This is a genomic window from Pseudomonas sp. B611, from assembly GCF_055407965.1.
In genome coordinates this window covers 308321-334013 of record NZ_JBUZST010000005.1, presented here as the reverse complement: position 1 = coordinate 334013, position 25693 = coordinate 308321, and the positions used below count along the sequence as shown (strand labels likewise).

At 59.7% G+C, this 25693-nt stretch carries 26 protein-coding genes and 1 tRNA gene; 7 read left to right on the top strand and 20 right to left on the bottom strand.

The window, feature by feature from the left end:
* Window positions 1-103 precede the first annotated feature (103 nt).
* Window positions 104-910 carry a c-type cytochrome gene (locus tag ACZRMO_RS14240; protein WP_463973327.1) on the bottom strand — a complete coding sequence of 269 codons (807 nt, stop codon included), beginning with the start codon at window positions 908-910 and terminating at the stop codon, window positions 104-106.
* Between the two features lie 651 nt (window positions 911-1561).
* On the opposite strand from ACZRMO_RS14240, the gene ACZRMO_RS14235 reads away from it, so the two are divergent.
* The 3 genes from ACZRMO_RS14235 (at window position 1562) to ACZRMO_RS14225 (ending at window position 5748) form a co-directional block, all read left to right on the top strand.
* Window positions 1562-2767, top strand: a complete 1206-nt coding sequence (locus ACZRMO_RS14235; RefSeq protein ID WP_463973326.1) for an acetyl-CoA C-acetyltransferase — start codon at window positions 1562-1564, stop codon at window positions 2765-2767.
* Between the two features lie 16 nt (window positions 2768-2783).
* Window positions 2784-4928 carry a 3-hydroxyacyl-CoA dehydrogenase NAD-binding domain-containing protein gene (locus ACZRMO_RS14230; protein WP_463973267.1) on the top strand — a complete coding sequence of 715 codons (2145 nt, stop codon included), beginning with the start codon at window positions 2784-2786 and terminating at the stop codon, window positions 4926-4928.
* Window positions 4929-5022: 94 nt separating this feature from the next.
* The gene (locus ACZRMO_RS14225) at window positions 5023-5748 is read left to right on the top strand and encodes an amidotransferase (RefSeq protein WP_463973266.1); all 726 of its coding nucleotides are present in this window, start codon (window positions 5023-5025) and stop codon (window positions 5746-5748) included.
* Here the strand turns inward: ACZRMO_RS14225 and ACZRMO_RS14220 are convergent.
* From ACZRMO_RS14220 to ACZRMO_RS14210, 3 genes are all read right to left on the bottom strand, one after another.
* The gene (locus tag ACZRMO_RS14220) at window positions 5745-6716 is read right to left on the bottom strand and encodes a magnesium and cobalt transport protein CorA (RefSeq protein ID WP_463973265.1); all 972 of its coding nucleotides are present in this window, start codon (window positions 6714-6716) and stop codon (window positions 5745-5747) included. The two genes, ACZRMO_RS14225 and ACZRMO_RS14220, sit on opposite strands and share 4 nt — an antisense overlap.
* Window positions 6717-6871: 155 nt before the next feature.
* Window positions 6872-7594 carry a 1-acylglycerol-3-phosphate O-acyltransferase gene (locus ACZRMO_RS14215; protein ID WP_463973264.1) on the bottom strand — a complete coding sequence of 241 codons (723 nt, stop codon included), beginning with the start codon at window positions 7592-7594 and terminating at the stop codon, window positions 6872-6874.
* A 213-nt stretch (window positions 7595-7807) separates the two neighbouring features.
* Window positions 7808-8500, bottom strand: a complete 693-nt coding sequence (locus tag ACZRMO_RS14210) for a crotonase/enoyl-CoA hydratase family protein (protein ID WP_124526680.1) — start codon at window positions 8498-8500, stop codon at window positions 7808-7810.
* Window positions 8501-8836: 336 nt separating this feature from the next.
* Here ACZRMO_RS14210 and ACZRMO_RS14205 point away from each other — a divergent pair.
* Window positions 8837-8926 (top strand) — tRNA-Ser (locus ACZRMO_RS14205).
* 266 nt (window positions 8927-9192) lie between these two features.
* Here ACZRMO_RS14205 and ACZRMO_RS14200 read toward each other — a convergent pair.
* The 6 genes from ACZRMO_RS14200 to ACZRMO_RS14175 form a co-directional block, all read right to left on the bottom strand.
* Window positions 9193-10146, bottom strand: coding sequence for a fimbrial protein (locus ACZRMO_RS14200; RefSeq protein ID WP_463973263.1), 954 nt, complete (start codon window positions 10144-10146; stop codon window positions 9193-9195).
* Between the two features lie 104 nt (window positions 10147-10250).
* Window positions 10251-10628, bottom strand: coding sequence for a c-type cytochrome (locus ACZRMO_RS14195; RefSeq protein ID WP_463973262.1), 378 nt, complete (start codon window positions 10626-10628; stop codon window positions 10251-10253).
* Between the two features lie 74 nt (window positions 10629-10702).
* Window positions 10703-11056, bottom strand: coding sequence for a gamma-glutamylcyclotransferase family protein (locus tag ACZRMO_RS14190; protein WP_463973261.1), 354 nt, complete (start codon window positions 11054-11056; stop codon window positions 10703-10705).
* Between the two features lie 17 nt (window positions 11057-11073).
* Window positions 11074-11733, bottom strand: coding sequence for a M24 family metallopeptidase (locus ACZRMO_RS14185; protein ID WP_463973260.1), 660 nt, complete (start codon window positions 11731-11733; stop codon window positions 11074-11076).
* Between the two features lie 281 nt (window positions 11734-12014).
* Complete coding sequence (locus ACZRMO_RS14180; protein ID WP_463973259.1) at window positions 12015-12593, bottom strand: DUF4337 domain-containing protein; 579 nt, start codon at window positions 12591-12593, stop codon at window positions 12015-12017.
* Window positions 12594-12647: 54 nt separating this feature from the next.
* The gene (locus tag ACZRMO_RS14175; protein WP_463973325.1) at window positions 12648-13013 is read right to left on the bottom strand and encodes a DUF2784 domain-containing protein; all 366 of its coding nucleotides are present in this window, start codon (window positions 13011-13013) and stop codon (window positions 12648-12650) included.
* 109 nt (window positions 13014-13122) lie between these two features.
* Between ACZRMO_RS14175 and ACZRMO_RS14170 the strand changes: the two genes are divergently transcribed.
* Complete coding sequence (locus ACZRMO_RS14170; RefSeq protein WP_463973258.1) at window positions 13123-13809, top strand: HAD-IA family hydrolase; 687 nt, start codon at window positions 13123-13125, stop codon at window positions 13807-13809.
* A gap of 151 nt (window positions 13810-13960) precedes the next feature.
* On the opposite strand, the gene ACZRMO_RS14165 is transcribed toward ACZRMO_RS14170, so the two are convergent.
* Window positions 13961-14707: a 3-oxoacyl-ACP reductase family protein gene (locus ACZRMO_RS14165; RefSeq protein WP_463973257.1), complete on the bottom strand. Its 747-nt coding sequence runs from the start codon at window positions 14705-14707 to the stop codon at window positions 13961-13963.
* A gap of 126 nt (window positions 14708-14833) precedes the next feature.
* Here ACZRMO_RS14165 and ACZRMO_RS14160 point away from each other — a divergent pair, with 126 nt between their 5' ends.
* Window positions 14834-15757, top strand: a complete 924-nt coding sequence (locus ACZRMO_RS14160; RefSeq protein ID WP_463973256.1) for a LysR family transcriptional regulator — start codon at window positions 14834-14836, stop codon at window positions 15755-15757.
* 43 nt (window positions 15758-15800) lie between these two features.
* Here the strand turns inward: ACZRMO_RS14160 and ACZRMO_RS14155 are convergent, their stop codons facing one another.
* The 3 genes from ACZRMO_RS14155 to ACZRMO_RS14145 all read right to left on the bottom strand — a co-directional run bounded on the left by ACZRMO_RS14155 (window position 15801) and on the right by ACZRMO_RS14145 (window position 19301).
* Complete coding sequence (locus tag ACZRMO_RS14155; RefSeq protein ID WP_463973255.1) at window positions 15801-16529, bottom strand: aspartate/glutamate racemase family protein; 729 nt, start codon at window positions 16527-16529, stop codon at window positions 15801-15803.
* A 13-nt stretch (window positions 16530-16542) separates the two neighbouring features.
* Window positions 16543-18069, bottom strand: coding sequence for an NCS1 family nucleobase:cation symporter-1 (locus ACZRMO_RS14150; RefSeq protein ID WP_463973254.1), 1527 nt, complete (start codon window positions 18067-18069; stop codon window positions 16543-16545).
* A gap of 497 nt (window positions 18070-18566) precedes the next feature.
* Complete coding sequence (locus ACZRMO_RS14145; RefSeq protein ID WP_463973253.1) at window positions 18567-19301, bottom strand: phosphoadenylyl-sulfate reductase; 735 nt, start codon at window positions 19299-19301, stop codon at window positions 18567-18569.
* 152 nt (window positions 19302-19453) lie between these two features.
* Between ACZRMO_RS14145 and thrH the strand changes: the two genes are divergently transcribed.
* Window positions 19454-20071 (top strand): bifunctional phosphoserine phosphatase/homoserine phosphotransferase ThrH, encoded by a 618-nt coding sequence (gene thrH, locus ACZRMO_RS14140; protein ID WP_463973252.1) that lies wholly within the window; start codon window positions 19454-19456, stop codon window positions 20069-20071.
* A 128-nt stretch (window positions 20072-20199) separates the two neighbouring features.
* On the opposite strand, the gene ACZRMO_RS14135 is transcribed toward thrH, so the two are convergent.
* From ACZRMO_RS14135 to rloA, 6 genes are all read right to left on the bottom strand, one after another.
* Entirely contained in the window at window positions 20200-20556 is a 357-nt protein-coding gene (locus ACZRMO_RS14135) for a helix-turn-helix domain-containing protein (RefSeq protein WP_463973251.1), read from the bottom strand.
* Entirely contained in the window at window positions 20556-20858 is a 303-nt protein-coding gene (locus ACZRMO_RS14130) for a type II toxin-antitoxin system HigB family toxin (protein WP_463973324.1), read from the bottom strand. The genes ACZRMO_RS14135 and ACZRMO_RS14130 overlap by 1 nt, the downstream gene beginning before the upstream one ends.
* Before the next feature lie 228 nt (window positions 20859-21086).
* A complete protein-coding gene (gene pabB / locus ACZRMO_RS14125; protein WP_463973250.1) occupies window positions 21087-22430 on the bottom strand; it encodes an aminodeoxychorismate synthase component I in 1344 nt (447 codons plus the stop codon).
* Window positions 22431-22610: 180 nt separating this feature from the next.
* Window positions 22611-23597, bottom strand: coding sequence for an alpha-L-glutamate ligase-like protein (locus tag ACZRMO_RS14120; protein WP_027603666.1), 987 nt, complete (start codon window positions 23595-23597; stop codon window positions 22611-22613).
* Window positions 23597-25129 (bottom strand): osmotic stress tolerance membrane protein RloB, encoded by a 1533-nt coding sequence (rloB, locus tag ACZRMO_RS14115; RefSeq protein ID WP_124526668.1) that lies wholly within the window; start codon window positions 25127-25129, stop codon window positions 23597-23599. Before rloB ends, ACZRMO_RS14120 begins: the two co-directional genes overlap by 1 nt.
* Window positions 25130-25134: 5 nt before the next feature.
* Window positions 25135-25671 carry a retropepsin-like aspartic peptidase RloA gene (gene rloA / locus ACZRMO_RS14110; protein ID WP_463973323.1) on the bottom strand — a complete coding sequence of 179 codons (537 nt, stop codon included), beginning with the start codon at window positions 25669-25671 and terminating at the stop codon, window positions 25135-25137.
* Window positions 25672-25693 lie beyond the last annotated feature (22 nt).

Below are 25693 nucleotides of genomic sequence, written 5' to 3'. Positions count from 1 at the left end.
GGGAGCGGGCTTGCTCGCGAAGGCGGTGGATCAGTTAGAACATCTTTGACTGACCCACCGCCTTCGCGAGCAAGCCCGCTCCCACAGGGGGACTGCGCTGGGCTCAGGGCTGTTGTTTACGCCCCGACATATGTTTCAGGTAGCCCACCAACAACTCCAACTCGCTGTCCGGCAACACATTGGCCGCAAACCCCGGCATCTTCGCCTGAGGCCAATGCCTCAGGCTTTGTGGGTCACGGATATAACGCTTGAGGAAATCGCCGCCGAAATATTCCGTGGGGTTGTAGGGGGTATTCAGGTCCGGCCCCACCTGCGCATCGCCCGCGCCATTGAGCCGGTGACAGGCCAGGCAATTCTTCTGGAACAGCGCAAAGCCCCGGTTGATCGGATCATCGGCGGCCAGTTTCGGGTCCGGCAACAGGGCCGGAAACCGCTCGGCCACGCCCTTCAACTGCTTGATCACGGCAACCTGGAAGGGCCACTGCTCCGGGCTGATATGGCCGGCTTGCGGGTCCGTCCACACCAGGTAAAACGGCCCGGCGCTCGGTTTGCCCGGCGCCAGTGCGGGCCACGGATGCGCCGGGTCTTCCACCGCCAGCCAGGCGCGGGCGCCACGTTTCTCCAGCAACGGGGCAGCAGCGAGTTCGGCCGCGAACCCATCCAGGGCAACCGCTTGCAGATGGCTCTGCGGGTCAAGGCCGGGTAGGAGCACCGCCAGGGGCACTGCGCGATAGGTCATGCTGCGCTTGTAGGAAACGTCATCGACGATCTGCACCGTTTGCGCATCCGGGTGTTTGAGCAGCTCGGCGGTCTGCCAGGTCTTGCTGGCGTGGTCCAGTTCGACGGTCAATTGCGCCGCCGCGACCGGCAGGGTAAAGAACAAGGCGAGGAGGGCGAGGATCGATTTCAAGAGGAAGGCCCGATACAAAGTGGCGATGGCGCCCACGATACCGGAAATGCGCAGGCAAAAAGACAGCTCCTGCAACAGGACCGCTATGCGCAATGTCCCGGCAGGAGCTGCCAAAAGCTGCAGTCCTGATGCTGTGTGTGCACGGAATGTGTGGGCTGAAGGGTCACCCAATGACCTTGGTCAGATTGGGCAAGATCAGAATCAGTGTGGTGGCGAACAGAATAAGTCCCGCCTGACGTACTTTCGAATGTTTGAACATGGCTGACTGCCTTTTGTTGTTATTCCTGAGCGTCAAATACGTGCCGGTCAATTTCAGTATTGCGCTGTGGCGTGACACTTTTCTTACAGCTGCTCCAGCAAAACCCGGCAGCAGCCTCCTACTGATTCAACCTTAGAGCCCTCGTTCTGCGTGGCTTAGATCCATTTCATATCAGCTAATCAATATTTGCGCTAAAAAAGGCATGAGGCGTAACGCCATCTTGGCGCCAGACCGTTGGCTAGACAGCTAAAACGATTAACCCGCTGATCGCTTCCACTGCCTACCGTTCGTCCGAGCGTGGGGGTCAAAAGCAATGAGCGCATCCGTCATTGAAACCGTGTCAATCGGGCCTAAGGTAAGGGGCACACATGCACAAGCGGTTCGAGGAAGTCATGACCCAAGCTTTGATCTTTGATGCGATACGCACGCCCCGTGGCAAAGGCAAGGCAGATGGCGCCTTGCACAGCGTCAAGCCGGTAAACCTGGTGGCCGGCCTGCTCAGTGCGCTGGCCCAGCGCACGGACCTCGACACGCGCCAGGTGGATGACATCGTCCTCGGCTGCGTCACCCCCGTGGGCGACCAGGGCGCCGACATCGCCAAGACCGCCGCGCTGGTGGCGGACTGGGACATCAGCGTCGCCGGCGTGCAGGTCAATCGCTTCTGCGCCTCGGGCCTGGAAGCGGTGAATCTCGGCGCGATGAAAGTACGTTCCGGCTTTGAAGACCTGGTGGTGGTCGGCGGCGTCGAGTCCATGTCCCGCGTGCCCATGGGCAGCGACGGCGGCGCCTGGGTGCTGGACCCGCAAACCAATCTGCACAGCCACTTCACGCCCCAGGGCATCGGCGCGGATCTGATCGCGACCCTGGAAGGCTTCACGCGCCAGGATGTGGACGCCTTCGCCCTACATTCCCAGCAGAAAGCGGCCAGGGCCCGTGCTGATGGTTCCTTCAACAAATCACTGATCGCGGTGCAGGACCAGAACGGCATTGTGCTGCTCGACCACGATGAATTCATCCGTGGCGACTCCACCCTCGAAGGCCTCGGCAAGCTCAAGCCCAGCTTTGAGATGATCGGGCAGATGGGCTTCGACGCCACCGCGCTGCGGGTCTACAGCCATGTGGAGCGCATCAACCATGTTCACACGCCGGGGAACAGTTCCGGGATTGTCGACGGCGCAGCGCTGATGTTGATCGGCTCCGAAGCCAAGGGGCGCGAGCTGGGCCTGCAACCCCGCGCGCGCATCGTCGCCACGGCGGTGACCAGCACCGACCCGACCATCATGCTCACCGGCCCTGCGCCGGCAACGCGCAAGGCCCTGGCCAAGGCCGGCTTGCGCGTGGAAGACATCGACCTGTTTGAAGTCAACGAAGCGTTTGCCTCGGTGGTTCTCAAATTCATCAAGGATATGGGCATCGACGCTGCCCGGGTCAACGTCAACGGCGGCTCCATCGCCATGGGCCATCCCTTGGGCGCCACCGGCTGCGCGATTCTCGGCACCTTGCTCGACGAGCTGGAAGCACGCCAGCAGCGCTACGGCCTGGCCACCCTGTGTGTCGGCGGTGGCATGGGCATCGCCACCATCATCGAACGGCTCTGAGCCCAAGGAATCCATCATGACCCAAGCCATTCGTTACGAAAAAGGCCAGGACCAGATCGTCGTGCTCACCCTCGACATGCCCGGCCAGAGCGCCAACACCATGAACGGCGTGTACCGCGAGGCCATGGCCGCGACGGTCGAGCGCCTGGAAGCAGAAAAAGACTCGCTCGCTGGCGTGGTCATCACCTCGGCCAAGAAGACCTTTTTTGCCGGCGGCGACCTCAATGAACTGATCAAGGTCGACAAGGCCCACGCCAAGGATTTCTACGACGGCGTACGGGTACTCAAAGCGCAACTGCGCCGCCTGGAAACCCTTGGCAAGCCGGTGGTCGCCGCGATCAATGGCGCAGCGCTGGGCGGCGGCTGGGAGATTTGCCTGGCGTGCCATTACCGCGTCGCGCTGGACGACAAATCGGTGCAGCTCGGCCTGCCGGAAGTCACCCTGGGTTTGCTGCCTGGCGGTGGCGGCGTGGTGCGCATGGTGCGCATGCTCGGGCTGGAAAAGGCCTTGCCGTACTTGTTGGAGGGCAAAAAAGTCCGGCCACAACAGGCGTTGCAGGCCGGGCTGATCAATGAGCTGGCGGCGGATCGCAATGAGCTGCTGGCCAAGTCCCGCGCCTGGATCCTGGCCAACCCCGAGGCCCGGCAGCCTTGGGACAACAAGGGTTACCAAATCCCCGGCGGTACGCCGTCGAACCCAAAAGTTGCGCAGATGCTGGCCATCGCACCGTCAATCCTGCGCAGTAAAACCCAGGGCTGTTTCCCCGCCCCGGAGAAAATCCTGTGTGCCGCCGTGGAAGGTGCCCAGGTGGATTTCGACACCGCGCATTTGATCGAAACCCGCTACTTCACCGAACTGGTGACCGGACAAGTGGCGAAAAACATGATCGGCACCTTCTGGTTCCAACTCAATGAAATCAACGCCGGCAGCTCGCGGCCGCAAGGCGTTGCGCCCTACGTCACGCGCAAGGTCGGCGTGCTCGGCGCCGGGATGATGGGCGCGGGTATTGCGTATGTCAGCGCCAGCGCAGGGGTCGAAGTGGTGCTCAAGGACATCAACCTGGCGGCCGCCGAAAAGGGCAAGGCACACTCGGCGGCGTTGCTGGACAAGAAAGTCAGCCGTGGGCAATTGACCGCCGAACAGCGCGAAACCATCCTCGCGCGGATTCATCCTACGGCTGAGGACGCCGACCTGGCGGGGTGTGATTTGATCATCGAGGCGGTGTTCGAAGACCGCGAACTCAAGGCCAGGGTGTCTGCTGCGGCGCAAAGCGTAGTCGGTGCCGAGGCGGTGATCGCCTCCAACACCTCCACTTTGCCCATCAGCGGGCTGGCGACGGCGGTGCCGGATCAAGGCAAGTTTATCGGCCTGCATTTCTTCAGCCCGGTGGACAAGATGCCCCTGGTGGAAATCATCAAGGGCGCCCACACCTCGGACGAAACCCTGGCGCGAGGTTTCGACTTCGTACTGCAAATCAAGAAAACCCCGATTGTGGTCAACGACAGTCGCGGCTTCTTCACCTCACGGGTGTTCGGCACCTTCACCAACGAAGGCATCGCCATGCTTGGCGAAGGTGTGGCCGCGCCCATGATCGAGACCGAAGCGCGCAAGGCCGGTATGCCGGTGGGCCCGTTGGCGGTATCCGATGAAGTGTCTCTCAGCCTGATGAGCCATATCCGACAGCAGACGGCCAAGGATCTACAGGCCGAAGGCAAGACCGTGCCGACGCATCCGGCGACGGTGGTGATTGATCTGTTGGTCAGCGAGTACAAGCGCTTGGGCAAGGCGGCAGGCGGCGGATTTTACGATTACCCCTCGGGTGGCCAGAAGCAGCTGTGGCCGGAACTGAAAGCGCGCTTTGAGCGACCTGATCAACGCATCTCAGCGCAGGATGTGCGCGACCGTTTGCTGTTTATCCAGGCCATCGAAACCGTGCATTGTGTGGAGGAGGGCGTGCTGCTGTCCACGGCGGACGCCAACGTCGGTTCGATCTTCGGCATCGGCTTTGCCGCGTGGAGTGGCGGTGCGTTGCAGTTCATCAATCAGTATGGCCTGAACGACTTCATTGCCCGCGCCCGCTATCTGGCCGAGCAGTATGGTGAGCGCTTCACACCGCCAGCGTTGCTGCTGGAAAAAGCCGCGCAGGGTGCTAGCTTCTAGCGCATGGGCGCACGGGCAGGGCTTGCCTTGAAGGGGTATTTCAAGGCAGGCTCTGGGGTGTGCATTATTGCCATCACCGTGTCAGGTATTTTTTATGTCGCTACGCGTCTGCATTCTGGAAACCGATGTCCTGCGCCCGGAGTTGGTGGATCAATATCAGGGTTACGGGCAGATGTTCCAGCGTCTGTTTTCCCAGCAACCGATTGCGGCCGAGTTCACCGTGTACAACGTGATGAACGGCGATTACCCAGCGGACGATCAGGTGTTCGACGCGTACCTCGTCACCGGCAGCAAGGCCGACTCGTTCGGCACCGACCCGTGGATCCAGACCCTCAAGACCTACCTGCTCAACCGCTACGAGCGCGGCGACAAACTGTTGGGCATCTGCTTCGGCCACCAGTTGCTGGCGCTGCTGCTGGGCGGCAAGAGCGAGCGCGCGAGCCAAGGCTGGGGCGTCGGCATCCATAACTATCAAATGGCCGCCAAGGCGCCATGGATCAGCCCGGTGGTGGAGGAGCTGACCCTGTTGATCAGCCACCAGGACCAAGTCACCGCGCTACCGGAAAACGCCACCGTCATTGCTTCCAGCGATTTCTGCCCGTTTGCCGCGTACCACATCAATGACCAGGTGCTGTGCTTCCAGGGCCACCCGGAATTTATCCACGATTATTCCCGCGCCTTGCTGGATATCCGCCAGCAAAACCTCGGCGAGAAAATCTACAGCAGCGGTGTGGCGAGCCTGGAGCATGACCACCACGGCGTGACCGTGGCGGAATGGATGATGCGTTTTGTCGCGCACAAGCCTGGCGCTGTGGCTTAAAGCCAGCCCGAACGCTTGAAGCTGGCCCACAGCCCTGTGCAGCCAAATGCGATAAACCCGAGCACCGCAAAATAGCCGTAGTGCCATTGCAGCTCGGGCATGTTCTGGAAGTTCATCCCATAAATCCCAGCGACCGCCGTGGGGAACGCAAGGATCGCCGCCCACGCGGCGAACTTGCGCTGCACCACGCTCTGGCGCGAGGCCTCCAGCAACACACCGATCTCGATGGTCTGGCTGGCGATATCGCGCAGGGTGGTGAGGTCTTCCATCTGCCGCGTCACGTGGATCTGCACGTCACGGAAATACGGGCGCATGTTCTTGTCGATAAACGGGAAGCTCAGCTTCTGCAGCTCCTGGCTGATCTCCACCATCGGCGCCACATAACGCTTGAGCCGCAACACATCGCGACGCAGGCCGTGAATCTTCTGGATGTCGCGTTCACTCAATGAGCTGCACAGTACGTTGCGCTCCAGCTCATCGATTTCGGCATGAATCGCTTCGCTGACCGGCTGGTAGTTCTCGGTGACAAAATCCAGCAGCGCATAGAGTACGAAATCTTCCCCATGCTCCAGCAACAGCGGCCGCGCCTCACAGCGCTGGCGCACAAAACCGTAGGACGCCGAGTGGCCGTTACGTGCGGTGATGATATAGCCGTTGCCGGCAAAGATATGGGTCTCGATAAACACCAGCTTGCCGTTCTCGCGCACCGGTGAGTAGGTGACGATAAACAGCGCGTCACCGAAGGTTTCCAGCTTCGGGCGGCTGTGTTTTTCCAGGGCGTCTTCGATGGCCAGTTCATGCAGGTTGAACTGGCGTTGCAGGTTGGCCAGCTCCTGGGCGTTGGGCTCTTCCAGGCCGATCCATACAAAGTGGCCGGGTTTGGCGGCCCAGGCCGCGCCTTCGTCGAGGGTGATATCAGTAACTTTCTTACCGGCGCTGTAGACGGCGGCCGCAACAACTCTACCCATGGTGCTGATCACTTCTTATTAGGAGGACAGGTGTTGGGCAGCTTAGCCTGAAAGGCGTTCCGTTGTTGCGGCGAGCGAGCTTGTTGTGGGGGGGGCGAGCTTGTTGTGGCGAGCGAGCTTGCTCGCGCTGGGGCGCGAAGCGCCCCCAACGATTCTCAGCCCGCCCGCAGCTCCTGATCCATCTGCGCAATACAAGCCTCCATCTGCACCTGACACGCCTGCATCAACCTCGGCACGTCATCCACCGTCATCCCCACCGTAGGAATCGGCGGCAACGAGCGTATGAGCACATCACCACTGTTCCAGCGATTCAGCCGCATGTGTGTGACGTAATTGCTCGCACACACCTGCACGATCGGCACACCGGCCGCAATCGCCATATGGAACGCGCCTTTCTTGAACGGCAGCAGCCCTTTGCCCAGGTTGCGCGTGCCTTCGGGGAACACCCAGATCGACGTGTCCTTATGTTGCAGGGTATCGGTGGTGGTGAGCATCGCCCGGCGCGCCTTGTGCGCGTTGCCCCGGTCGATCAGCACATTGCCCGCCAACCAGAACAACTGGCCGAACAGCGGCACCCACTTCAGGCTTTTCTTGGCGATACACACGGTGCGGTAGGGCACCACGTTACCGAATACAAACAGGTCATAGTTGGACTGGTGGTTGGCGATGATCACGCAACCGCTGGGTTTGTCTCGCAGCGAGTCCACCTCGGTCTTGACGTTCAGCCCCAGGATCCACATGGCCGGCAGCGCGTAGAGGCGTGCACACAGGCGACTGTTGTCCGGGTTGAACGGCCGGCAGATCCCGATGAGAACGCCCAGCACACCCGCGATCATAAAATGCAGGCCCATCAACAACATACGCAACAGAAAAAGCATCGACACGGCCTATCGAGACAAAAGGTGGCGCAGTGTACGGATGTGCACTGTATTCGGCAATTACCCCTGTAGAGGTAGGAGATAGGCGATGTTTAAGTACATGTTTCAGCCTGTGCCAGCAGCGTCTGGCTAGAGCGGTTAAAGGTGTTTCGGATTTATTTGTAAGAAAAAGCCCGACTCAAGGTCGGGCTCTGGTGCTGCGGATGTAGGTGGTCAGCTCAGGTTATGGCCCTGATCCTGGATGATGGCGTCGTCCAAGGCTTCCAGCAGTTCTTTGCGCACCTTCAATTTGGTGTGCTTGTGCGCATTCATATTGATCTTCTTCAACTGCCGCGCTGCTTCCAGCGCTGCCGCGTGCAGTTCTTCAGGCGCCACCACCTTATCCAGGAAGCCAGCCTGCAATGCGCCTTGCGGGTCAAACATCTCGGCATTGATCACCGAACGGTGAAACGCCGACTTGCGCAGACGATCCCGCGCCAATTCGATCCCGGCGTGGTGCATGGTCATGCCGATGGCCACTTCATTCAGGCCAATGCTGAACGGGCCCTCGACCCCAATCCGATAATCCGCCGACAACAACAGGAACGCACCTTTGGCCACCGCATGCCCGGGGCACGCCACAATCACCGGGAACGGGTGCGACAACAGACGGCGCGCCAGCGTCGAGCCCGACGTCACCAAACCGATCGCCTCTTTAGGGCCGGCGGTCATCACCTTCAAATCATAACCACCGGACAAAATCCCCGGCGTGCCGGTGATAATCACCACCGCCCGATCCTTCTCCGCCTGATCCAGCGCTGTGTTAAACGCACTGACCACATCCGGAGAAATGGCATTCACCTTGCCGTTGCTCAACGTCAGGGTCGCGATACCGTCTTCGAGGTGGTAAGCAATCAACTCACTCATGACGCGGTTCCTTGTAGGACTTGTTATAGATAGGCTGTTTATAGACGAGCATGCACAGACGTTACCCACCACGCCCTTCCCGGTAAAGCGCCATGACTGACTACCCAGTCAGACTTTTCCCGCCTGCCCAGCGCTGGGCAGCCTAGGGCAGGGCACAACAGCCTCCCCAGGCATGCGCCGCCAGTGCCTGAGAATGGCAGAAACACCGCCCCTTGCCGGGCGTGGAATGGCATATCCCGCTAAGCGCATGAAAATTCTGAAAAAAACCTTTGCCATCTGAAAGGCTTTCGACTACATTAGCGCGCCTCGACAGACTGAACTAGTTTGACGAGATACGGTGAAGTGTCCGAGTGGCTTAAGGAGCACGCCTGGAAAGTGTGTATACAAGAAATTGTATCGAGAGTTCGAATCTCTCCTTCACCGCCACATTAAGTAAACACAAACCCCCGGTTTTCCTAGAGGAAACCGGGGGTTTGTGGTTTCTGGCGTCTGGAAAATGGCCATCTGGGACAGATCTGGGACTGGGGCTCTATTGGGGGGGGCGCAAAAAGAGCCTGCCGAATGAGTGGCTGACTTTGGCCGGCGATGCGCTTGGGGCGGCTGTGGAGGGGGGGCGCTAGATGGCTTTCAGAGGTTGCGAGTTCACGATGTTTGAATGGTCGCTTCTGGGATAAATAAGACGACCTTCCTCGTTATAGGTAGTTCACGATAAAGGTAACTTCCGAATTGGCGCTGCCGGCTTGGAGGGTGCTGTCCGCCAGGCGAATATAAGCGGCGTTTAAAGGGATTTTGAAGTCGGTGCCCGTGGTGTTGAACCCGCTGAACACGTACGGGGTATTTAGCACAATGGGTTGGCCTGCATCGTTCTTCAACTGCAAGCCGATGCCTTTGGCAGTTGATGCGCCGCTCAGTGCGACAATGCCTTTTTGCGCGTCGATCACCGGCGTATTGGCCTGGAGTTGGTAAGTGACTTTTTGTATTCCGCGTTGGCAATTGTTCAACGACAGGTCGAATTTTATCGGCCGAGGTGCGTCGCCACTGTTATCGAACTCAAACAATTGATAGTCGTCACCCATCGCCACAAATACCGAGGGCGTTTGGCAGGATGCAGCATTCACCGTCACTGGGTTGATTAGGTTGAATGTGATTATTTTCAAGTTATCGCCTCGAAACTCGCCCAGTGAGATCGCAGGGACCGGACTTTGCGATAAGAGCTCGCCAGACTTAATGATTTCAAGGGTGTAGGTTGAGGCGGGGTAGGACCAGGTGATGTTGCCGTATTCAACTTTTGGCGCGTTTGTATAATAGGTGTCAAAAAGTATTCTGAAAGAAAGCCCGGGCACCCCTAAAGGAAAGACCGATCCGCTGGTCACACTACCCAAAGCAGGATTGACGTTAAACCCAATCATTCCATCGGTGCATCTAAAGTCAAACTTTGGAAATAGTGCGGAAGTTTCCTTGTAAAGAACCGTTCCGTTAGGTACATCCTGAGGGGTCGTAATTCCCTGCGCTAGATTTTTCCCGAAATTAACGGTGAGGCGGTTGCCACCTGTCATGCCGCAACTAGATGCTGCACTCGCCGCCCCAGCTGAGCAGGCCAGCAACAATGTAGCTGCACGGGTCAATAAACTTTTCCAAAGCGTCATGTTGATACCGATACAGTTATCTGAAGAATACAGCACTCTATTCAGCATCAAAGCCTGCGAGTATCAGACGTTCCCTAATTTATTGCTGTGCATTTTCAGCCTGCTCATCGGGCTTTTGTGATTGCGCCACTCATGTACTCATTCAAGTCGCGCAGGTCCTGGATGGTCCACGTATGCGGCGCGAGCTTTACCCCGTTCTCCCGTAAGGTGCGTGGAATCAAGTCGCCATTGGGGCGAAGTATTATCGATGAGACGATGACGCCCGGATAATCACCCTGCCGTTTCTTGAACGCGGGTGTGGTCAGGTTGGGCGTAGGCGGGGTGCTTTTATTGGCCAGTGGCCCTGTGGCTTTGAGGTCGGCTCCGTGACACATGGCGCATCGCTGTGAATAGAGATTCTTGCCGTTGCTATTCTCCGCGAGGGAGAGTGGCGCCTGTATCAGCGATAAAAATCCCAACGCAGCGATGAGTGACATCCTCATTGATAGATGGCCTTTTTCATAAAGTAGGTTTGGGTCGAGAGGGGGCCGGCAAGTGTGCAGGCCCCCACGGCTAATTATGCCTGCACGTACACCCAAGCCGTCAGCCCTGACGCCAGGGCCACCGACACCCGCTTGTAGTCCGACACTTCATACGCATCCGCCGCGGCCAGTTCTTTCTCGGTGATCTGAAAGACCATGCCCTCCACGCTGTTGCCGTTTTCCAAGGTTGGCGCCACGATCGGGTGATGGGTCTTGCCGCTGGTGGCCAGTACTTCGGGATCGGTGATCTCTACCCAGCTTTTCGAGTAGCCGAGCATTGCATCGTGCTGGCCCGCCAGTTCGCGGCCGAAGTTGGCCAGTTGCACGGCTTTGTCCTGCAATGTGCCGTAGGAAAAAAGCAGTACGGGAAAATCGGTGGAGCGTTCCATTTGGGTTCCTTAGAGGGTCAGGCAAGCAGGTCTTCGTAGAAAGCGCCGTAGGGCTTGGTGGGGTGGGCGATCTGGATTTCGAGGATCCACAATCCCGCGTTCGGGTAGTGCTCGAAGTCGCCGAGGTCGCCGCCACGGTGGATGGCGTGGGGGAAGTCGCTGACGCGGTGGCCCTTGATGTCGAGGTTCAGTTGCCAGCCCATGGCCTGGGCTTGCTCTTCGGCGTAGCGGTACAGTTCAAGGCCGACAACCTGTTCGTTTTTCCAGCGCGCTTGGACGCGGTCGAACAGCGCTTTGGCGGCGTTGGCGCAGGCGATCATTTCTGCATCGTTGCCGGTGGTGAACGTGGCGCCGGCGTCACCTTCGTGGCCTTGCCATACGGCGCCCATGTCGATGAAGAAGATATCGTCTTCGCCCAGCACGGGGTCGCCTTCGGAGCGCTGGTTGAAGGCCTTCAGGGTGTTGGCGCCGAAGCGCACCAGCAGTGGGTGCCAGATGCGTTGCATGTCGAGTTCGGCGAGGACCTGCTTGCCCAGTTCGCGGGCTTCGGATTCGAGCATGCCGGGGCGGATGCGTTGGGCGAGTTGTTCGATGGCTTGCCAGGTCATGGCCTGGGCGTAGCGCATGGATTCGATGCTGTAGGCGGCGCCCACGGCTTCCTTGGGTTGTGCGGTCACCAGCGGTTCCTCGGCTTGTGTCGGTTTTTCGTTGTGCTTTTTACTATATAGCGATGGGGCGGTGTAGTGACAGTGCAAATTGTGCTGGCTGGTCCACCGCTATCGCAGGCAAGCCAGCTCCCACAGGGGATCAGCTGTGTCTGGGGGATCTGCAGTCGATCACTGACAGCCCAACAACACCGATCAACTGTGGGAGCTGGCTTGCCTGCGATGACGGTGGCTCAGGCAACATCTCTACCGGTTTCTTAAGGCAATTGCTCCCACATGGGTTGGGCGGTGTGTCAGATATGTAGCCACGCCAGGCTGCCCAATACCACCGCCACACCCGCCGCCGCATACGACATGCGCTTCAACCACTCCTTCCTCGTCAGCAACGTAATCGCCGCCAGCGAAATCGCGATCTGAATCGCGGTCATTGCCTGGGCCCAACGGTGATGCTGGTGCAGCGCCTGTTCCGACTTTTCATCCCATTCCTTCGAGGTGGCCTCAAGCTTCTCGGCCTGTTTGCGCACGTCTTCCTTCTGGCTTTTGTAGCGCTCGATCTCGTCCTTGTAATGCGCCGCGTCTACGCCGGGTATGTGGGTGGCCAGTTCCGCCAGGTTCTGCCGGCTGGATTTGGCCTGGTAGTAGTTCCACTGGTTGGCGGCCTCGGTCTTGATGATGGCGGCGTTGTTCTTGTCCATCGCCGCTTCGCTTTCGGTGGAGCCGGCCTGGTAGCTGAGCATGGCGCCGAGGGTGGCCATCAGTGCTGTCATCACCGCAATGCGGCTGGCGAAATTGTCCCCGCGACCGTGGGCATGTTCGGTGGTGTGTTCGATGTGTTTTTCGTGGGGGCTGGGGACTTCGAAGGCTTCGGACATGGGCTCGGCTACGAACGGACTGAGGGAGCCTGATTCTTCATCAGCAGAGCTGTCTCAAGCCTGTACGTAACGCCGGATCAGCCAGCCGTACACCGCGACATTGATCGCCACCACCACCGCGCCCAGCACCAACTGGATATCGGGCGTCAGCCCTGCGGGATAAATCAGCGCGAGGATGTAATGCTCGATAAACCCAGCGCCATAACCATCCTGCCCGGCAAGGTGGCGCAGCAGGTTTTCCCAGCGGGTCAACGGGCAGGGCAGGTGCAGCACCTCCACCGCGATCCCCCATGCCACGGCGGGCAGGTGCAGCCAGATCACGCGGCGCCACTTGAGCGCGAGCAACCCACCGAACAGCACGAACAGGATAAAGCTGAGGTGAAACAGCACCAGGCTGTCGGCGGCAAGGCGGTAGAGCATCATGGTCACTTCAAAAGGAGAGGCGCACAGTCTAAAGGGTTGCCTGCCGGCAAGCGTGGCCGTTATTGTGCTGAATCCTTTTAGTCCTTCCCCCCAAGGATCTGTTTTGATGAACGCACCGCGTACCGCCGGCCCGATCAAGGCCGTGATTTTCGATATGGACGGTTTGTTGCTGGATACAGAAGGCATCTACACCGAAGTCACACAGATCATCGCTGAACGTTACGGTCGTACCTACGACTGGGGGATCAAACAGCACATCATTGGCCGTGGTGCCCAGGACTTGGCCGACTATGTGGTCAAGGCGCTGGACCTGCCGATCACGCCGGCGGAGTTCCTGGTGATTCGCGAGCCGTTGATGAGCGAGCGTTTCCCCAAGGCCCTGGGCATGCCCGGCGCCGAAGCGCTGGTGCGGCACTTGAAGGCCCAAAATATTCCGATTGCCGTGGGCACCAGCTCGTCGCGCAATTCGTTTGGCCACAAGACCACCTTGCACCGCGAATGGTTTGGCTTGTTCGACACCATCGTCACCGCCGATGACCCGGAAGTCGGCGCCGCCAAGCCTGCGCCCGACATCTTTCTCACCGCCGCTCGCCGCCTGGGCGTTGCGCCCGAGGATTGCCTGGTGTTCGAGGATTCGCCGTTCGGTGTGACTGCTGCAAAGGCTGCCAACATGACCGCCATTGCCGTGCCGGATGAGGCCATGGCCGACAGCAAGTACCAGCATGCCGACCAGATCATCCGCAAGCTCGCGGAGTTTGACCTGGCGGCCTACGGCCTGCCGCCATTGCGTTGACTGAACTCGGTCAAAAAAATGTGGGAGCTGGCTTGCTCGCGAAAGCAGTGTATCAGTCAACGGATGTATCGACTGATCCACCGCTTTCGCGAGCAAGCCCGCTCCCACACAAGCCAGCTCCCACATTGGGTTTTGCGGTGTTCCTGAAGCCTTAGGCGCTGAAGCCACCATCGATGGTCAGGCTGGCACCGGTGATGTAGCCGGCCTCCGGGCCTGCCAGGTAGGCAACGAAGCTGGCGATCTCTTCCACATGCCCATATCGCCCAACCGCCATCAACCCCATCAAGCTCTCGGCAAAATCACTGTTCGCCGGGTTCATATCCGTGTCCACCGGCCCGGGCTGCACATTGTTGATGGTGATGCCGCGCGGCCCCAGGTCCCGTGCCAAACCCTTGGTCAGGCCCACCAGCGCGGCCTTGCTCATTGCGTACGGCCCACCGCCACCAAAGGGCATGCGCTCGGCGTTGGTGCTGCCGATATTGATCACCCGGCCACCGTCACCCATGTGCTTGGCGGCTTCCTGAGTCGCGATAAACACGCTGCGCACGTTGATCGCCAGGGTCTGGTCAAAATCTTCCAGCTTGAAGTCTTCCAGCGGGGCGATGGCCAGTACGCCGGCGTTGTTCACCAGGATGTCCAGGCGCCCAAAGGCTTCAACGGTGGCGTTGACCGCGTTGCGGATCGCATCGGCACTGGCGCTGTCGGCGTGGATCGCCAGGGCTTTGCCGCCGGCGCTGATCACATTGTTCTGCAGTTCTTCAGCCTTGGCGGCTGAGCTTACGTAGGTAAAGGCAACCGCTGCGCCCTGCGCGGCCAGGCGCTTGACGATGGCGGCGCCGATGCCGCGGGAACCGCCTTGAATCAAGGCGACTTTGCCGCTGAGGTTTTGTGTGGTCATGTCGATCTCCTAGCTGTTCAAGGCGGAATGCCTTGTTGTTGGAGCCGAGTATCCGCCTCGCCCTGGGGGGCCGGTAGACCGTGATTGCTATAGTCTGTGTAAACCAAAAGTTTAGAGTGAGGCGATATGGAAAGCTTTGGCAGTATCGAATGCTTTGTGCGCAGCGCCGAAGGTGGCAGTTTTGCCGAGGCGGCGCGGCACCTGAGCCTCACCCCGGCGGCGGTGGGCAAAAGTGTCGCCAAGCTGGAGGCGCGTCTGGGTGTGCGTCTGTTCCAGCGCAGCACTCGGCGCCTGACCCTGACCGAAGCCGGCAAGTTGTTCCTCGACGAAGTCGGCGCCAGCCTCACCACCATCCAGAACGCGGTGGCCAATTTGGCCAGCGCCGAAGGGCGGCCAGTGGGCACGCTCAAAGTCAGCATGGGCACAGTGTTTGGCAATCGCTACGTAGTGCCGCTGCTGGGAGCGTTCATGCAGCGCTTCCCGGATATCAGCCCGGATTGGCATTTCGATAACCGCCAGGTAGACCTCATCGGCCAAGGTTTTGATGCAGCCATCGGCGGCGGTTTTGAGCTGCCCCAGGGTGTGGTGGCGCGCAAGTTGACGCCGGCCCATCGAGTGTTGGTGGCCGCGCCGGATTACCTGGCGCAACGCCCGCCGGTCAACGCACCAGAAGACCTGGCGCGCTGCAGCGGCATCCTGATCCGTTCACCACAAACCGGGCGCGTGCGCTCGTGGCAACTGACCAGCGTCGAGCGAGAGCACCGGCCACTGGTGCTCAAGCCCGGCATGACCATGAGCGACTCCGAAGCCGCCTGCTGCGCCAGCGCCCAAGGCCTGGGCATTGCGCTGGTGAGCATGCCGATGGCCGTGCCGTTCCTGGACAGTGGTGCGGTGGTGCGGGTGTTGCCGGACTGGTATGTGGATGACGGCAACATCTCCATCTATTACGCCGAACACAAGTTGTTGCCGGGCAAGACCCGGGCGTTTGTGGATTTCATCATTGAGCAGTTTGCCGAGCAGCAGTGGGGGCGGCGGTTTAGTGCGGTTTGATCACACTGGTTGACCGAGTCGCGGCCATCGCAGGCGCCTCGGTCTACCGCCCGAACCGGCCCGGCCAACCAATGACTTTCTTCGGCCGAGGCGTCGCATACGTCCTGACCTTGGACGTAGAAAGCCCCAACCGCACCAACGCTTCCGCAATCGTCACCGCCGCCGTCACCCCATCCACCACCGGCACCCCGGTGCGCTGGCGAATCTGCTCGTCCAGCCCGGCCATGCCGCCGCAACCCAGGCAGATCACCTCGGCCTTGTCCTCGCTGATCGCCAATTCTGCCTGGCGCACGATGGCTTCCATCGCGGCCAACGGGTTTTCTTCCAGCTCCAGCACCGCCATGCCGCTGGCCCGCACCGAGGCGCAACGCTGGTACAGCCCGGCGAGTTTCAGGCGGTCTTCGATCAGGGGCACCGTGCGGTCGAGGGTGGTCACCACCGAATAGGCGTGGCCCAGAAACATCGCGGTGCTGGCAGCCGCTTCGGTGATGTCCACCACCGGCACGTTGAGCAACTCCTGCAAGCCTTCGCGGCCGTGTTCGCCGTAGCCGGCCTGGATCACCGCGTCGAAGGGTTGGTCGTAGGCCATCACCCGGTCCATCACCGCGATGGCGGCCAGGTAGCTTTCAAAATTGCCCTCCACTGATTCCGCGCCGAAGTACGGCGTGAGCCCGACAATCTCGGTGCCTGGCGCGGCCACGGCCCGTGCCTGCTGGGCGATGGTGTCGGTGATGGATTCGGTGGTGTTGACGTTGACCACGAGGATGCGCATGGAATGTCCTTGATTAATGGCTGACGTTATCGACGGCAATGCTTTCGCCGCTGACATCGGCGTAGAACGGCTGGCGCTTGGCGATCAGCAGGTACAGCAACCCTGCAATACCGGCGCCAAACATCCAGGAAAACGGTGACACGCTGGCGAAACCGGGCAGCAATGCCAGGAGAATGGCGATCACGGCAGCAGGAATAAACGCCGCCACTGCGCGCAGGTTGACGCCCCGGCTGTAGTAATAAACGCCGTTCGGGTCTTCGCTATACAGTTGCAGCACGTCGACCTGGCTTTTACGGATCAGCCAGTAATCGACCATGATGATCCCGTACAGCGGCCCCAGCAGCGCGCCCAGGCCGGAAAGGAAATACACGATCACCAGCGGGCTGTTGTAGAGGTTCCACGGCAGGATCAGCACCGCAACGGTGGCGCTGATCAACCCGGCACGGCGGAAGTTCAGGTACTTGGGCGCCAGGTTGCTCAGCACAAACGCCGGCGCCACGAAGTTGGCCATGATGTTCACCGCGACGGTGACGATCAGGAACGCCAGGCAGCCGAGCACCAGGAAGAAGGTATTGGGGATCGCGGCGATGATCTCGGTCGGGCTTTCGATCACCCGGCCATTGAGCTGGAATTGCCCGCCGCACAGCAGCACGGTGATCGCGGCAAACACCAGGATGTTCACTGGCAGGCCCCAGAAGTTGCCGACCTGAATGGTCTTGCGGCACGGCGAGGAGCGGGCGAAATCACAGAAGTTGAGGATCAGCGTGCCGTAGATCGCCAGCCACAGCGCGCCACCGGCGAAGATATTGCGCCACATCTCGCCGCCGCTGAGCGGTTCGCGGATCGACCAGGCGATGTTGCCGCCCGTCTGGAAGTACATCCAGCCGGCCAACGCGGCCACCGTCAGCAAAATCACCGGCCCGGCGAAGCCTTCGTAGCGACGTACCATCTCCATGCCGTAAGCCAGGATCACCAGTTGCACCAGCCAGATCGCGACAAAACACGCCCAGCCGAGGGACGACAGGCCGAGGATCGAGTCGTGGTCATAGTCGGCAAAACCTGGATGAATCGCCGTCAGCAAGACGCGGAAAACCACCGAGGCCAGGTAGGTCTGAATACCAAACCAGGCAATCGCAATCACCGCGCGGATCAACGCCGGAATCTGCGCGCCATGAATACCGAAACTGATACGGCTGATTACTGGAAATGGCACACCGGTCTTTTGGCCCATATACCCCGACAAGTTCATGAAGAAGTACACCAGTGCGGCACCTATCCCCAAGGACAGCAGAATCTGCCAACCGCCCAAGCCCAAGGCATATAAACCAATGGCGAACGAATAGTTGGCGATGTTGTGCACGTCATTGGTCCACAGCGCGAAGATGCTATAGCGCCCCCAGCGTCGGCCTTCGACCTTGGTGGGCGCCAGGTCCTTGTTGTGCAGGCGCGGGCTCGGCACCAACGGGCCGGGGCCCTCGGCCGCAGGGGTCAGGGAGGAGGGCAGATCCAGTGCGATGTTATTCGAGAGACTTGTACGCATTCCGGCAGGCTCCAGCACATCTGCGAGAGATCCGCGGATGGCAAAGTGTATGTAGGTTTTGTATTTATTGTATACAAAGCACTTTTCACCTTAAGCCACATGCGTGCCAGTTTTTAATCTATGAAAACTTGGTTTAATTTCGTTTTTATAGGGGAGTTGAATAACTAGCTGAATTAGAAGAAATATAAATTGACCGATTGAACAGGTATTTATTTTTTGGCGGGAAGAGGGTGATTCACGAGCGGGGAAGATAGGCGGGAAGAGGTGTTACGTATTGGTGCGGGTAAAGAAAAATTGCACACATAAATGGCACCGATGGTTACATTCATGTGTACATTTTTAATGGGTAACACAAAACAAATGTGGGAGCTGCTTATGTGGGAGCTGGCTTGCCTGCGATAGCATCACCCCGGTATCACTGATACACCGCGGTGCCTGCATCGCAGGCAAGCCAGCTCCCACACAAGCTCGCTCCCACATTATTTACTGCATCAGCTTCAAGCCTTGCTGATGATGTTCCCCGCATGCAGCCCACATTCCTTCTGCGTCGCTTCTTCCCACCACCAGCGGCCTTCGCGCTCGTGCTGGTTCGGTAACACCGGGCGGGTGCAGGGCTCGCAGCCGATGCTGATAAAACCGCGCTCATGCAGGCTGTTGTAGGGCAGTTCCAGCATGCGGATGTAGCCCCAGATCTCTTCGCTGGTCATCTGTGCCAGCGGGTTGAACTTGTACAAGGTGCGCTCCGGCGTGGAGAAGGCCGTGTCTATCTCCAGCGCCGCCACCTGGCTGCGGGTGCCGGGGCTCTGGTCGCGACGCTGGCCGGTGGCCCAGGCGCTGACGCCGGAGAGTTTGCGGCGCAGCGGCTCGATCTTGCGCACGCCGCAGCATTCGCCGTGGCCGTCCTTGTAGAAGCTGAACAGGCCCTTTTCCTTGACGAAGGGTTCCAGCTTGGTCTGGTCCGGCGAGATCAGCTCGATGTCGATCTTGTAGAACTCACGCACCTGCTCGATAAACCGGTAGGTCTCCGGGTGCAGGCGGCCGGTGTCGAGGCTGAACACCTTGACGTTCTTGTTCAGCTTCCAGGCCATGTCCACCAGCACCACGTCCTCGGCACCGCTGAAGGAAATCCACAGGTCATCGCCGAACTGGCTGAACGCCAGCTTGAGGATGTCCTGGGCGGACTTGTTGGCATAAGTCGCGGCGAGTTCAGCGACGTCGAAGGCTTGGTTCATCAGCACGGTTCCTACAAGGTCAGTGGCGCTAAGCGCTCTATAGGTGGGCGATGGTATCAAAATCCGCTCTGCGTTGCGGCGGCGAGCATGAATCGCTAGAGTTCGGCAGTCCTTTTGCTCGCTCAACTAACAACATCTAATGGGAGTGTCTTGTGGAAATTGCCTGTCTCGACCTGGAAGGGGTACTGGTCCCGGAAATCTGGATCGCCTTCGCTGAAAAAACCGGTATTGAATCCCTGCGGGCCACCACCCGCGACATTCCCGACTACGACGTGCTGATGAAGCAACGCCTGCGCATCCTCGATGAGCACGGGCTCAAGCTCGCCGATATCCAGGAAGTGATCGCCACCCTCAAGCCGCTGGACGGTGCCATCGAGTTCGTCAACTGGCTGCGCGAGCGCTTCCAGGTGGTGATCCTGTCAGACACTTTCTACGAATTCTCCCAGCCGCTGATGCGCCAGTTGGGTTTCCCGACCCTGTTGTGCCACCGCCTCATCACTGACGAAACCGACCGCGTGGTGAGCTACCAGCTGCGCCAGAAAGATCCCAAGCGCCAGTCGGTATTGGCCTTCAAGAGCCTGTACTACCGCGTGATCGCGGCGGGTGATTCCTACAATGACACCACCATGCTGGGCGAGGCCGACCGTGGGATTCTGTTCCATGCGCCGGAGAATGTGATCCGTGAGTTCCCGCAATTCCCGGCGGTGCATACGTTTGAGGATTTGAAGCAGGAATTTATCAAGGCGTCGAATCGGTCCTTGAGCCTGTAAGGCTTTCAGCGCGGCTGATGGCCTTTTCGCAGGCAAGCCAGCTCCCACACTTGAATGGGTTCACCCATCAAAATGTGGGAGCGGGCTTGCCCGCGAAGAGGCCAGCCCAGTCACTGCAAACCTGCCTGCTAAACCCCCGCCAACAAGCGCTCATAAGGAATCTGCAAGCCCTCATGCAGGCGCTTGATCATCGACAAGCTCAACTTGCGCTTGTGGTTCAGCACTTCTGACACGCGCCCACTGGTGCCAATAAACGGTTCCAGGTCGCGGGCGGTCATGCCCAGTTGCTCCATCCGAAACTTGATGGCTTCCACCGGATCGGAAGGGGGCATTGGATAGTGTTCTGCTTCGTACTTCTCGATAAGGATGGCGAGGATTTCCAGCTCGTCTCCCTCAGGCGAGCCAATGGCTGCTCCCCAGATCTGCTCCACGCGCGCGAGTGCTGCGGTCAGATCTTCCTGGGTATGTATGGGTTTGATGTTCATCACACGGTCTCCGCATTGATCTGATCGTACTGCGTGTGAGTCCCCACGAAACGTATGAGCCCAAGCTGTCGCAGGTAATCGATCGCCATGATCACTCGATATTTGTTGCCACCTACGTTGAATACAACCCTGCCGCCTTTGAGAATGCTTGCCGTCCTAAGCTCTGCCTTGAGCGCTTGTGGTGTCGGGTAAGCGGTCTTTTCCATATGGCGATACAGTTCGACGAGTGGCGTTTTAGCGTCGGCATAAGCTGGGTGGCTTTCCCAGAATATCCGCAAGGTAGACAGCGCGATTATCCGCATCGCTGTGACCTCCCAATTTGGGAGATAATAGGTGTGGTCAGGTAGAGATGCAATCTCGGAAATAATTTCTGACGAGTAAGCAGACGCTTCATGTGATCCCTCACAAACGGCTGGTGGACGGTCGGAACTGGACGCTATCTTCCAGTTCATGCTCCGTCCACGGTCGTTCTGATTCAGATCTTTTCCTGCTGCGCGGCGTTACGTTTGAGAGCCTGGACAGGCTGGGCGCTACAGGCTTTCCAAAGTTTGTAACAACACCCGCACCTTCGTCAGCGACTCCTGGTACTCCGCCTCCCACTCCGAGTCCGCGACAATCCCGCCGCCGCCCCAGCAGCACACTTGCCCGTCCTTGACCAGCAAGCTGCGGATGGCGATGGAGCTGTCCATCTCGCCACGCACATCCAGGTACACCAACGAACCGCAGTACAACCCGCGCCGTGTCGGCTCAAGCTCGTCGATGATCTGCATCGCACGGATCTTCGGCGCGCCGGTGATGGAGCCGCCGGGGAAGCTGCCGGCGATCAGGTCGAGGGCGTCTTTGTCATCCGCCAGTTCACCGACAACGCTGCTCACCAAGTGGTGCACGTTGGGGTAGCTTTCCAGGCTGAACAGCTCTGGCACGCTGACCGAGCCGGTGCGGCAGGTGCGGCCGAGGTCGTTGCGCAGCAGGTCGACGATCATCAGGTTTTCCGCGCGGTCCTTGGGGCTGGCCAGCAGTTCGGCGGCGTTGGCGGCGTCTTCTTCTGGCGTCAGGCCACGGGGGCGGGTGCCTTTGATCGGGCGGGTTTCGACGCGGCGTTCGCTGATGTGCACGAAGCGCTCCGGTGACAGGCTCAGCACGGCGCCCTCATCGGGCAGGCTCTGGAACCCGGAGAAGGGCGTAGGACAGGCTGCGCGCAGGGCGCAGTAAGCGACCCACGGATCACCGCTGCACGGCGCGCGAAAACGTTGGGCAAAGTTGACCTGGTAGCAGTCGCCGGCCTGGATGTAGTCCTGGATGCGCACGATGGCCTGGCGGTAGGCCTCGGCGCTGAGGTCCGGGGCCATGGGGCCTTGGAGTTTGAAGGTTTCGGGTGTGCTGGTCATGCCGGTGCTGAACAGCGCAATCAAGCGTTGCCGCTCGCTGTCGGCCAGCGTTGGATGAAACACTAGCTGGCTGGTCTGCGTCTGGTGATCGCTGATCAGTGCCCAGGCATACAGCCCGAAACGTGCGTCTGGCAGGTGCAGGTCGTCCGTCGCCAGGTGCGGCATCTGTTCCAGGTGGCGGCCAAAATCGTAGCTCAGGTAGCCGATCAAACCGCCCGCAAACGGCAATACATAACCGGCTGGCAACGCCGCTTCACCTAGTTGCGTGAGGTTTTCCCGCAAGCGTTGCAGGAAATCACTGCCGCTTTCGTCAGGCGAAACCGTCAGCGTGGCCTGAGGCCAGGCGCTGAGCAGATCATAACGCCCACGTTCGGCAGCCGGGCGGCCGCTGTCCAGCAGCACCGCGCCGGGGGCATGGCGAATCGCCGTGAAGTACTCGGCGGGGTTGGCCCGGTAGGGCAGCGGGTGTACGGAGCAGGTTGGCATGCGCGGGATGGATCAGCCGTTGGCGTGGGGGAGGGGATTGTAGCTCCCCGAAGAATTTGGTCCTAGAGCGCGGTTCAAATGTGGGAGCGGGCTTGCTCGCGAATGCGGTGTGTCAGTCACAGATATTTCAACTGATCCACCGCATTCGCGAGCAAGCCCGCTCCCACATTTGATTGGTGTTCAGCCTTCAACCGGCGGAATATGCCCAAACATTTCCTGCACAAACTTCACCCGTTCTTCTGGCGTTTCCGTCACGCCAGCGGCCTTCAACTCTTCCAGGCGCGCTTCCACCGCATGGGTGCGCAAGGTCAGGCCGCAGTCGTTGGCGATCTGGATATTCAGCCCCGGCCGCGCATTCAGCTCCAGGATCAGCGGGCCTTTTTCCTGGTCGAGCACCATGTCCACGCCAATATAACCCAGCCCGCACAACTCATAGCAACCGGCCGCGAGCTTCATGAAACCGTCCCAGTTGGGCAGTTGCACGCCATCCACCGCGTTGGTGGTGTCGGGGTGTTTGGTGATGATGTTGTTCAGCCAGGTGCCCCGCAGGGTCAGGCCGGTGGCCAGGTCCACACCCACGCCGATGGCGCCCTGGTGCAGGTTGGCCTTGCCGCCGGACTGACGTGTCGGCAAGCGCAACATGGCCATCACCGGGTAGCCCATCAGCACGATGATGCGGATATCCGGCACGCCTTCGTAGCTGATGCTCTTGAAGATCTGGTCGGGCACCACGCGGTATTCGATCAGCGCGCGGTCACGGTGGCCGCCCAGGGAATACAGGCCAGTGAGGATGCTGGAGATCTGATGCTCGATCTCCTCGTGGCTGATGATCTTGCCCGACACCGTGCGATAGCGCCCCTCGAAGCGGTCCGCCACCACCAGGATGCCGTCACCGCCGGCGCCCTGGGCGGGCTTGATCACAAAGTCGCTGCGCCCGCCGATGATTTCGTCGAGCTTGTCGATTTCCTTCTCGGTGGAGATCACCCCGTACATTTCCGGCACGTGGATGCCGGCCGCGATGGCCCGTTCCTTGGTGATGATCTTGTCATCCACGATCGGGTACAGGCTGCGCTTGTTGTACTTGAGCACGTAGTCGGCGTTACGCCGGTTGATGCCCATGATTCCCCGTGCTTCCAGGGCCTTCCAGGTCTTCCAGAAACCGAACATTACTTGTCAGCCTTCAAGAATGCCTTGAAACGCACCAGCTCGGTCAGGCGATAACCGCGATAACGACCCATGGCCAGCATGAAACCCACCAGGATCAACAGGATCGCCGGGAAGGTAAACACGAAGTACACCAGTTCCGGCACGCTCATGATCAGGTGCGCCAGGGACGCAGCGAACAGCGTACCAATCGCCACTTTCAGCGCATGGTTGGCGCCGCGTTCTTCCCAGGTGATCGACAGGCGTTCGATGGTCATGGTCAAAATCACCATCGGGAACAGCGCCACCGACAAGCCACGCTCCAGGCCGAGCTTGTGGCTGAACAGGCTGATAGCCGCAATCAACACCACCACAAACGTCAGCACCACCGACAGCCTCGGCAGCATCTGCAACTTCAAGTGTTCCAGGTAGGAGCGCAACGAAAGCCCCAGCGCCGTGATAATCGTAAACAGCACAATCCCGAAGCCCAGCTGCGTCTCGCGGAACGCCAGGGCGATCAGCACCGGGGTAAACGTGCCCAGGGTTTGCAGGCCGATCAAGTTGCGCAGGATCAGGATCACCAGCACGCCAATCGGGATCATCACCATGATCATGAAGGTCTGCTGGGTTTGCAGCGGCAAGCCGTACAGCGAGTATTCGAGGAAATTGGCGTCGGTGTTCTCGTCGGTCAGCTTGGCCAGGCGAATCGCGTTCATCTCGCTGTTGTTCAGGCTGAAGGTCACCATGGCTTTTTTGCCGCCATCCACCGTGATCAGGTTTTCATCGCCGGTCCACCACAGCAGGCGGTCGGCGGGCAGGCCTTGTTCGCCGGTTTCCGGGTTGAAGTACAGCCAGTCATTGCCATTGAAGCTGCGCAACCACAGTTCCGGGGTTTGTGGTTGGTCGGCGACAAGGCGGATGGTGTGGACTTTTTCCACCGGCACATGGGCGATGGACAGCAGCAACTCGACAATCTTGGCCTTGTGCGGCGTCGACGGGTCGCCCGCCAGCAGCAGCTTCACGTTGTCGTCGTTGAGGTTGTTGGTGCGCTTGATCGCTTCGGTAATAAAGGTCTCTACGTCGGCCGAGTGTTGGCGGATCGGCGCCAGCAGGGCTTCGGCGGCGATTTTCTCGGGGCCTTCCACGGCGATGCTGTCGCGGAAGGTCGGGCCCTTGACCTTGACCTTTTCACCGCTGTAACGCTTGGTCAGCACCAGGCGGTAGTACAGGGTCTGGTTGCCCTTGGCGCGGCGTGCCGACCAGGTGACTTTGCGGTTGCCGTCGATGCGGTTGACGCTGACCCCGTAGTTGTTCGAGATAAAACTCTCGTTGAGGCTCACAAAGTCGCGGCTCAGCGGCGGCACGAACATCTGGATCTTCACTGGGTCTTTCGGGTTGGCGACGAACTCGACCTTGGCGTCGATGTTCCACAAGTCGTCGGTGGCGTCCTCGGTGACGGGGATCCCCAGCACGAAGATCTGGTAGGCGGTGACCGAAATACCCAGCACCACCAGGATGGTGATCAGGATTTTCAGGTGCAGGGTCAGAGAGCGCATTCGGTTTACTCGGCGGTATGAGCGTCGGTGGCGCAGGCGGGTTTGCCTGCTGCGTATTTAAGACTAGGGTCGACCAGCGCATCAAAGCGTTTCAGCGCTTCGGAGCCGATCAGCAGCGGGTATTGGAAGGTGCTGCGGTCAGTCAAGTTCACTTCGATGCTGCGTAAAGCAGTGCCCATGCACACATCGAGGGCAATCACCGGACGAGCGGTGTAGTTCTTGCCTTCATCGGGATCGTAGTCACCGGCGCGGCGCTTGATCTTGCTGACGCGGGCCAGGGGCAGTTCGATGGGATGGGAATGGGCGGTGTCGATGGCCAGGTAGAAGCGCACCCAGGATTCGCCGTTGCGCTTGAAACGCTTGATATCGCGGGCGCTGAGGGAGGCGGTCTTGGCACCGGTGTCGAGTTTGGCGGCGACTTCAAGGTCGATACCCGCCAACTTGGCGTATTCGTTGAGGCCATACACGGTCTTCTCGGCGGTAACGCCAAGGCTCGGTACGAGCAGCAGGCTGATCAATAGAAGGAAGGGCTTGAGTGTCATAAATCCCGAGGCGGTGCAGTGC